Genomic DNA, 8,768 nt, shown 5'->3' on the forward strand with positions numbered 1-8,768 from the left:
AAAAATACATTATTATATTGGGTAATATAATTTGCAGTCATCAGATGGGTAGAGTTTGCGGTTTAACAATCTTAGAAGACCCACAAGGTGAATCATATGCAAAATTTGTTGACATGATAATAAATAAGTTGCCTGAAGAATGGGACAATAGCAATCTAGGACAAATGATATCCATGATTGAAATGATAGAAACTATAGATATAGATTTCTTACTTGCAGAATATGTATTACCTAAAGCAATTTGCAAACGTAAGTCATTGGGTGCTAATCATCCTGATATTCAATTAATGGTGAAAATAATGTATGAAAATTTTTATGATTTATGTAAATCCCAAGACAGGGAAATAGAAATACCCGTTAAACTATTTGCGCGCTTATATTCGTCAAGTTACTTGGTGGGAGACATTTCAAAGTTAAAGTTAAAGACTGGAGATTATACAGAGGAAGATTGTGAATTTATAGCAGATGCTATTTCAGTGTTTGGTGGATATAAAAATTTTAACGAACTATATGAAGATGAATTGATGCATGGTAGACGAGATGAAGGAGGTAAAGAGAATGAGTAATTTAGGTGATTATCAAAAGATGACTGCTCTGGCGAAGAAGGTCGGAGGTCCTAAAAATCTTGCTGGAATTATTGCTGTAGCAGGTGTAGTGGTAGGCATTGCAGTATGTAAAGGTAGAATGATTGTTGCTGAAAAGGTAAACAAGAAAAAGAATAAGGAAAAACTGAAGGAAACATCAGATTCAATAGTATATTCTGTAACTGTAGATGGTGTAAGCGATGATGGTTTAGAATTTAAAATTGGAGATCAATTTAGAGTACTTGAAACAGATAAGGATGCCGTTTTGATTGAGAAAATTGGAGATGATAATAATCCATATTTTGTGTCAGTAGAGTTTTTGAAAATGATATCAAATTATAAGTGTTAGGAGGGATAATACGATGGGAGATTTTTCTTATGTTACAAGCAGTTGGCTGGATACAGCACCAGAAGATGAACTTAGAGATACTGCAAGTGAAATGGAATCATTGCTTGAAGAACTTGATTATTATTCGGATGAATACGCCAAAATTAGCAATATACATATAGATGTAGTTAATGCAATTTCTAGTAGATTTCCACTTAATTTGCCTCATCGTGAGCATGGTTGGTACTTATCAAATGATGATTAATTTTCGAAGCTGTAAGATTGAGTAGTAAAAAATTAAAAGAAAAAAATTGATGAATTTATGTAACAGTATATTGATGAAGTTAAATACGCATAGAATATGATGACTTAATTTTATTTAATCAGAAAGAAAACACTTTATAGTTATTTGTAATAAAGGAGAAAGGAGGTCTATGTAATGCAGATGTGTCCATATTGCGATAAGGTCTATGATGAATCTGAATACGGTCAGTGTCCTTATTGTTCAGGTGAATTAGAAGAAGATGATGAAGAATTTCGTCCATGTCCTGAATGTGGTGGTTGCCTGTACTGGGACGGAGAAGTTTGGGAATGTTCAAACTGCGACTACACAGAAGAAGATTAAAATTTCTCCTCATCTGTGGATTAATTTTCACGGGTGAGGAGATTTTTTATTAAGCTACGCACTATTTAATTAAAATTTTGCTAATACGTTTTTTTACTTTATAGTTAATACCTAACTCATCCTATAACCTTTAGAATAAACAACACACCTAAAAAGGAATCCCTCAGGATTCCTTCATAATGTTATTCATGATTAATAAGTATCTTTAATGTTTCATTACTCTTAGCTGCCTGTTCAAAAGCTTTATCTATATCATCTAATACATAATGATACGTAATAATCTTTTCTACAGGTGTAGATTTCTTATGTAGTACTTCAATACACTGTTTAATATCTACTGCATTATAGGCAATAGATCCCATTATTTCCATCTCTGAATACACAAGATCAAGTCCCACATGTGCTTTTAATGTAAGATAAAGAAAGTTGCATCAATAGTAAAATATAGGTATAATAAAGTTAGAATATTACTATAGAGGAGGTGCTTTTTATGAATATTCGTCCATCTGCAGCAATTAGACAAAATTATAATGAAATTGCAGATCTTTGTAGGGATAGTCAAGAACCCGTTTATCTTACGAGAAACGGAGAAGGTGACTTAGTTGTTATGGATATTGAAACATTTAGTCGTAGAGAAAAAATGTTAGATTTGCGTGAGCAGCTTCTTTCTGTAGAAGAAGAGAGAATAGCAGGTAGCAAAGAGTATACAATTGATGAATTAGATGAAATTCTTGATGAAATAATTCAGGGGTATAGAAAATGACATATGATAAATATATAGTTTTTATGTCCGAACAAGCAGTAAAAATGTTGAAATTAAATATAGCTTTTATTGCTGAAGCGAATGTTGAAGCAGCTGCTAAACAAAAGAAGGCAATCATGGAGGGCATACGTTCATTAGAGTATATGCCAAAGCGTTATCCCTTTTTTAATGAAGAATACATATTGCCAAATAAGTATAGGAAAATGGTTATAAATAAGTATTGCTTTGTTTTGTATCAAATTCAAGATGACGTTGTACATATTGATTATATTTTTGATTGTAGAAAAGATTTTAAATGGCTAAATAGATAGAGATTGTAAGCATGAGAGATACTAGAGCGAATTAATCGCTCTTTTTTATTTCCTAAGGCTAGGTTCTTATACGATGAGGATGTCGCTATCTGTATCATCTTATAAGGTTTAGACGAGCATATTAGTATCTTTCTTAGTTGATTGTTGCTATACTTCGCTTAGGAGGATCAACAATGAAGTTAATCAAGATATGTATTACATTCATACTTTCCATTGCTTTTAATTCTAACTTTCATACAGTTCATTATACGATGACATCACATAAACTCTCTCATCCTATAAGACTTGCACTTATCACAGATCTTCATTCCTGCAAGTATGGAAATACGCTTATAGATGCTATAAAGAAAGAACAACCAGATATACTATTACTAGGAGGAGATATCTTTGATGATCAAATTTCTGATAAGAATACAGTACACTTCTTAGAAGGTATTACTACTAAGTATCCTACATATTATGTTACAGGTAATCATGAATACTGGAGTGGTAGGGTAGATGAAATGAAGAACATATTAAAGTCTTTCCATGTAGAGGTATTGGAAGGGAATACAAAACAAATACGTCTACATAACCAAATTATTAATATAAGTGGTATAGACGATCAATGCTCTCATAACTATAAGAAACAATTAAACCAACTACATACCAATAACAACTATTTCTCTTTACTATTAGCCCATAGACCTTCCTATATCAAAGATTATTTAAAGTATGATTATGATCTTATACTATCAGGACATGCTCATGGAGGACAATGGCGTATACCTTATATCCTAAATGGATTATTTGCGCCAGATGAGGGTTTATTTCCACGTTTTGCAGGTGGGATATACCAATTCCCTCATACTACTTTTATAGTCAGCAGAGGGCTAGCTAAAGAGTCTACAAGAGTACCTAGAATCTTCAATAGACCTGAACTTGTTATAGTAGATATCAAAACTTCTCTTGCTAATCATTCATCCTGATAATAGAATACTCATAAAGGAGGCTCTTATGGATATTAATAATGCTTATGTAAGAGATGCTATTTTGTATTGTACAATTCAGCAATATTTCAATTGTAATGATAAGAGAACATGTTAATTCATAGCACAATTAGTCCATTTCAATTATAGAACTGGGCTCCTACATAATATCCCTTACTTATTTTTTCAATTATGTATATCTGAAGAGGATTTCTATAATACCTATTTAAGAGTCAAGGAAAGTTTCAAAACTCTTCAAGCAGATATTGTATTAGTTAAAAAGGGGGATGGCATATATTCTAAGTTATTAGCTATGATCCCAACAGCACCACCATATTTATTTCTTAAAGGCAATGTACATTTATTGAATGAAAAGTCTGTCAGTGTAGTAGGGAGTAGAAATGCTTCTATGGAAGCAATGGAAAAAACAGAAAAGCTTGTTAAAGCATTAGTCAAAAGAAATATAGTAGTCAATGCAGGCCTTGCAAAAGGAATAGATACAATAACCCATAAAACAGCATTAAAAAACAATGGAAGAACTATAGCTGTCATAGGAACACCTATTAACCAGTACTATCCTAAAGAAAACAAAAACCTTCAACTCACAATTGAATAACATGGACTTGTTGTCTCACAATTTCCACCTTGTAATAAAGTATACAAATGGAATTTTCCTACAAGAAATGCGACTATGAGTGGTATTTCTATTGCGACTATTATCATGGAAGCAGGAGAGAAAAGTGGTGCATTAAGACAAGCAGATCACTGTATAAAGCAAGGTAGAGACATCTTGATACCTTACTCATTACTACAATCTTCTCTCTTATGGCCTAGAAAGTATATACAAAATGGAGCACACACCTTTAAGAATATAAAAGAAGTATTAGAACTATTAAACAAGAATGATATTCTTTATAAGAAAGTTTAATCTGCCTCTTGCACACCCGCTCTGTATTAGTACATATTATTGGTAAATGGGGTATGTATTTGTGGATGTATACTTGAAGAAGTCAGAGTGATCTGTCTTCTTCTTTTTTATAGCAAAAAAGCCTCTAATTAAAGCTACCTTATAAAGGTCACCATTAGAAGCCTCTTTCTTACTAGAAAACCTTTCAACAAGGCCGCTTTATAAATGCCACCCTATCTTCCAGCTCTCTTCATAAGCATTATACATAATTATTATAATATTTCAAGTATATATAAAAAGGAGTTAAATTTTCTGACTCCTTTTCTATAAAGAACTTTTATCCTTTATATATTTTCTGATCAATCATGTTTTCTTTCTTAGCTACAATAACTGAAGTAGAAGCATCACCAACTACATTAAGTGAAGTAACTAACATTTCAATAGGTCTATTGATTGAAAGAATTAATGAGTATGCAAGTAATGCAGCATCATTTGTATAACCCATACCAGTTAAAATAGTAAATAGGATAATAGCACCTGCACCTGGAGCAGCTGGAGTACCAACTGAAGCAATAAGTGCTAATACTGCAATAACAGCCATAGACATGAATGTAATCTTGTATCCAGAACTTGCTGCAATAAACATAGCTGCAATAACCTGCATGATTGCTGTACCGTCCATATTGATTGTCATACCTAAAGGTAATACAAATGATGCAATATTAATAATCCAGAACTTCTTATTCGCCCATTATCTGATACATTCAATGCACCTCAAGTTGCAGTAAAAAGACGAAAAAAACAGGTATTAAATAAATAAAAATAATAAATATTGTCCCAATATTGTATATGTTGTCCCATGAATGTATAATGTACCTGGGAGGACAGTCACAATGAAAAAGAAAAATGTTATTAATTTGATTAAGTATTATTCTGAACACAATGATTCAGGTTTTAAAAGTGAAGCGTATGAGATTGCAAAATATTTTGATTCAATAGGAGATTACCAGCTAGCAGAGTATATTATGGCTTTATTATCAGATGCCAATACTTTCGTTCCACAGACAATGACAAATGAGTTTAGTTTCTTTGAAAAAATTGATAATTCAGCCGAATTATTACTTTTACCTGAAGTAATTACAAACGATATTTTAGGAATAGTAAATGCAGTCAGTTATAATGCTGGAATTAATAAGTTTCTACTTCAAGGGGCACCTGGAACTGGTAAAACAGAAGCTGTTAAACAAATAGCGAGAATATTAGAAAGAGAAATATATATGGTTGATTTTTCTTTACTTATTGATAGCAAATTAGGACAAACACAAAAAAATATTTCGACAATGTTCAAAGAAATCAATAATTTTACATACCCAAATAAGATAATCATATTGTTTGATGAAATTGATGCTTTAGCACTAGACAGAACAAATTCAAATGATTTAAGAGAAATGGGAAGAGCAACTTCTACGTTGTTAAAAGGAATGGATCAATTGAACGAACAGGTCGTATTGATTGCGACTACTAATTTGTACAAATATTTTGATAAAGCATTAAGTAGAAGATTTGATGCTGTAATTGATTTTAATAGATATAGCAATGTAGATTTAATGGAAGTGGCAGAAGGATTACTTGAAAACTATTTAAAGAAATTCAAGATTGGTTATAAGAATATTAGATTGTTTAGAAAAATCATTGGTTTATATGATCAGATTCCCTGCCCAGGAGAATTAAAAAATATCATTAAAACAGCTATTGCATTTAGTAATCCAGAGGATCATACAGATTATATGCGTAGATTATACTCTATAGTTTGTGAGAATAATCAACCAGAGCTAAAGGAATTACAAAATCAAAATTTTACGATAAGAGAAATTGAAATATTAACGAAGGTTTCGAAGAGTAACATAGCGAGAAGATTGAAAGGAGCTGAGTAATTTGAATAAACTACTCCAACTTAAAGGAACACTGCATTCTGAGCAAAATAGAAGTTCTTTTGGATCTCTTAATTTACCAAAAGGTAAATCAGTAACTTCTCAACATATACGAGATTTAGTATCACAATTAGAAAGCATAAGACAATTCTGGACAGAAAACCGAACTATAGAAGGTGCATTAATTAGTGTTCATTATATTCATATTATTGCGAAAAGTAATCGCATAAAGGCAATGTTGGCTGATAAAAGTAAAAGTCCAAATGAATCAATACGAGGATCGAAATTTGGGTCAACAATTACTAATGGAAAAGAAACCAAAAATCATGTCTTTACCCACTATATTAAGCTAGAAGTGATTGATCAAACAATTAATTACTTATATAAAGTCATTAGAATTCTTGAAAATGATTATGTAGGTACTATATCACATGATGATATCGAGAAACTTGATAAAGATAATTATAGATATGTAGAGGTTAGTAGAACGCTTTTTATTAAGTTTATTATTGATTCTTACTATGTTGATAGATTTGATATAGATAAAATGACAGCTCCTATTACAGATCAATCTATTGTAACTATATTTAAAACAGATGTGGATACAAATACGTTATTAGGTAAGTTTGGGGTTGATATGATTAATGCTAAAAAGATTGATGAAACAACATTTAGACTTACACCTGATGAAATCAAACTTGTACAGGCTCAAGCACCTTATTTGATTTCTATGGCAGTAAAGGATATTAGAGAAATCACAAAAGACTCTATTATAGAATTGCCTGAACAGAAACCATTATCTATTCCGTCACCTAAAAATGAACCTATTATTGGTGTATTAGATACGCAATTTGATAAACGAGTTTACTTTGGTGATTGGGTAGAATATACAAATATGATTAATGAAGAGATTGAATTAAAATCTCAAGATTATGTTCATGGTACTGAAATTTCATCGATTATTGTAGATGGTCCTTCATTTAATCCGGATTTAGAGGATGGGTGTGGAAGATTTAGAGTTCGACATTTTGGGGTTGCACTTGCTGACAGATTCAGTTCATTTAGTATATTAAAGATGATAAGACAAATCATTTCTCAAAATAGAGATATAAAGGTTTGGAATCTATCATTAGGTTCAGCTTTAGAAACAAATCAAAACTTTATTTCTCCAGAAGCAGCAGAATTAGATAAGCTGCAAAATGAATTTGATGTTATTTTTGTTATTGCTGGAACAAACAATATTTCAGATTCAAAAAAAGAAATGCGAATTGGGGCGCCTGCTGACTCAATTAATTCTTTAGTTGTTAATTCTGTTAAACGAAATGGAAACAAAGCATCTTATACACGTACTGGGCCAGTTTTATCTTTCTTTCATAAGCCTGATGTTAGTTATTATGGTGGGGATATAAATGAACCTATTAGAGTATGTACTCCTCTAGGAGAAGGAAATGTGATGGGTACATCTTTTGCAGCACCTTGGATTTCCAGAAAACTTGCATATTTAATAAATGTCGTTGGATTAAGTAGAGAAACTGCAAAAGCATTGATTATTGATTCGGCAGCTGGATGGAATAGAAAAGATGATATGTCACATACTATTGGGTATGGTATAGTTCCTATTCATATTAATGATATCGTAAATTCATCTGATGATGAAATTAAGTTTTTTATCAACGGTATTATAGAGGATTTTGAAACATATACATATAATATTCCAGTTCCTAAAATAAATGATAAGCATCCTTATTTTGCTCGTGCTACATTATGTTATTTTCCTAAGACATATAGAAATCAGGGCGTTGATTATACTAGCACAGAAATGGATATTCATTTTGGAAGAATTAAAGACAAAGACGGGAAGTTAACTATTACATCAATTAATGGGAATAACCAATCAGAAGAGGTATGTACATCTTTATATGAAGAAGATGCTCGTAAATTATATAGAAAATGGGATAATATTAAGCATATTAGCGAACTCATTAAAGAAAGAAGTAGACCTAGAGTAGCATATGGAACAGGTATGTGGGGGTTAGCCATCAAAACAAAGGAAAGATTAAAATCTAGTGATGGTAGAGGTTTGAAGTTTGGTGTTGTTATCACGTTAAAAGAAATGAATGGGGTTAATCGTATCAATGATTTCATTAAAATGTGTCAAACAAGAGGTTGGATTGTCAATACAATAGATGTTGATAATCAGATAGACATTTATAATAAGGGTGAAGAGATAATTGAATTTGAGTAAATAAAAAGAACCTTTCGGCAATGTCATTAAGTTAAAAATTGACAGCTATCAAGGCATACAAACAAAATGTATGCCTTTTTTATTTTCTCTTGACAAAAGCCCAAAA

Annotated in this window: 11 protein-coding genes and 1 pseudogene; 10 read left to right on the forward strand and 2 right to left on the reverse strand. The window is 31.4% G+C overall.

What is annotated here, in order from left to right:
• From ACFOZZ_RS08070 to ACFOZZ_RS08085, 4 genes are all read left to right on the forward strand, one after another.
• Positions 1-566, forward strand: a 566-nt coding sequence (locus ACFOZZ_RS08070; RefSeq protein ID WP_376815049.1) for a hypothetical protein, incomplete at its 5' end; no start/stop codon positions are given.
• On the forward strand, positions 559-933 hold the full coding sequence (locus tag ACFOZZ_RS08075; RefSeq protein ID WP_329966922.1) for a hypothetical protein: 375 nt from the start codon (positions 559-561) through the stop codon (positions 931-933). The genes ACFOZZ_RS08070 and ACFOZZ_RS08075, both read left to right, overlap by 8 nt.
• 13 nt (positions 934-946) lie before the next feature.
• On the forward strand, positions 947-1,177 hold the full coding sequence (locus ACFOZZ_RS08080; protein WP_376815050.1) for a hypothetical protein: 231 nt from the start codon (positions 947-949) through the stop codon (positions 1,175-1,177).
• Positions 1,178-1,351: 174 nt separating this feature from the next.
• Positions 1,352-1,537, forward strand: a complete 186-nt coding sequence (locus ACFOZZ_RS08085; protein WP_329773371.1) for a hypothetical protein — start codon at positions 1,352-1,354, stop codon at positions 1,535-1,537.
• A 182-nt stretch (positions 1,538-1,719) separates the two neighbouring features.
• Here the strand turns inward: ACFOZZ_RS08085 and ACFOZZ_RS08090 are convergent, their stop codons facing one another.
• On the reverse strand, positions 1,720-1,899 hold the full coding sequence (locus tag ACFOZZ_RS08090) for a hypothetical protein (protein ID WP_376815051.1): 180 nt from the start codon (positions 1,897-1,899) through the stop codon (positions 1,720-1,722).
• Between the two features lie 128 nt (positions 1,900-2,027).
• Here ACFOZZ_RS08090 and ACFOZZ_RS08095 point away from each other — a divergent pair, with 128 nt between their 5' ends.
• The 4 genes and pseudogenes from ACFOZZ_RS08095 to ACFOZZ_RS08110 all read left to right on the forward strand — a co-directional run bounded on the left by ACFOZZ_RS08095 (position 2,028) and on the right by ACFOZZ_RS08110 (position 4,507).
• On the forward strand, positions 2,028-2,300 hold the full coding sequence (locus ACFOZZ_RS08095; protein ID WP_279147389.1) for a type II toxin-antitoxin system Phd/YefM family antitoxin: 273 nt from the start codon (positions 2,028-2,030) through the stop codon (positions 2,298-2,300).
• Entirely contained in the window at positions 2,297-2,611 is a 315-nt protein-coding gene (locus tag ACFOZZ_RS08100) for a type II toxin-antitoxin system RelE/ParE family toxin (protein WP_278779645.1), read from the forward strand. The genes ACFOZZ_RS08095 and ACFOZZ_RS08100 overlap by 4 nt, the downstream gene beginning before the upstream one ends.
• Positions 2,612-2,784: 173 nt before the next feature.
• Positions 2,785-3,579 (forward strand): metallophosphoesterase, encoded by a 795-nt coding sequence (locus ACFOZZ_RS08105; RefSeq protein WP_055289001.1) that lies wholly within the window; start codon positions 2,785-2,787, stop codon positions 3,577-3,579.
• Between the two features lie 265 nt (positions 3,580-3,844).
• A pseudogene (locus ACFOZZ_RS08110) lies at positions 3,845-4,507 on the forward strand (DNA-processing protein DprA).
• Between the two features lie 316 nt (positions 4,508-4,823).
• Here ACFOZZ_RS08110 and ACFOZZ_RS08115 read toward each other — a convergent pair.
• Positions 4,824-5,216, reverse strand: a complete 393-nt coding sequence (locus ACFOZZ_RS08115) for a dicarboxylate/amino acid:cation symporter (RefSeq protein WP_376815053.1) — start codon at positions 5,214-5,216, stop codon at positions 4,824-4,826.
• Between the two features lie 163 nt (positions 5,217-5,379).
• On the opposite strand from ACFOZZ_RS08115, the gene ACFOZZ_RS08120 reads away from it, so the two are divergent.
• Positions 5,380-6,420: an ATP-binding protein gene (locus ACFOZZ_RS08120; RefSeq protein ID WP_147556563.1), complete on the forward strand. Its 1,041-nt coding sequence runs from the start codon at positions 5,380-5,382 to the stop codon at positions 6,418-6,420.
• 1 nt (position 6,421) lies between these two features.
• A complete protein-coding gene (locus ACFOZZ_RS08125; RefSeq protein ID WP_376815052.1) occupies positions 6,422-8,662 on the forward strand; it encodes a S8 family peptidase in 2,241 nt (746 codons plus the stop codon).
• Positions 8,663-8,768 lie beyond the last annotated feature (106 nt).

Origin of the sequence: Catenibacterium sp. GCM10023432, assembly GCF_042651925.1 — a bacterium.
In the GTDB taxonomy this organism is placed as follows: domain Bacteria; phylum Bacillota_I; class Bacilli_A; order Erysipelotrichales; family Coprobacillaceae; genus Catenibacterium; species Catenibacterium mitsuoka.

Bases quoted from the DNA above. Each gene is read 5' to 3' on its own strand.
- ACFOZZ_RS08075 (WP_329966922.1), top strand. From the start codon at position 559: ATGAGTAATTTAGGTGATTATCAAAAGATGACTGCTCTGGCGAAGAAG.
- ACFOZZ_RS08080 (WP_376815050.1), top strand. From the start codon at position 947: ATGGGAGATTTTTCTTATGTTACAAGCAGTTGGCTGGATACAGCACCA.
- ACFOZZ_RS08085 (WP_329773371.1), top strand. From the start codon at position 1,352: ATGCAGATGTGTCCATATTGCGATAAGGTCTATGATGAATCTGAATAC.
- ACFOZZ_RS08090 (WP_376815051.1), bottom strand. From the start codon at position 1,899: ATGGGATCTATTGCCTATAATGCAGTAGATATTAAACAGTGTATTGAA.
- ACFOZZ_RS08095 (WP_279147389.1), top strand. From the start codon at position 2,028: ATGAATATTCGTCCATCTGCAGCAATTAGACAAAATTATAATGAAATT.
- ACFOZZ_RS08100 (WP_278779645.1), top strand. From the start codon at position 2,297: ATGACATATGATAAATATATAGTTTTTATGTCCGAACAAGCAGTAAAA.
- ACFOZZ_RS08105 (WP_055289001.1), top strand. From the start codon at position 2,785: ATGAAGTTAATCAAGATATGTATTACATTCATACTTTCCATTGCTTTT.
- ACFOZZ_RS08120 (WP_147556563.1), top strand. From the start codon at position 5,380: ATGAAAAAGAAAAATGTTATTAATTTGATTAAGTATTATTCTGAACAC.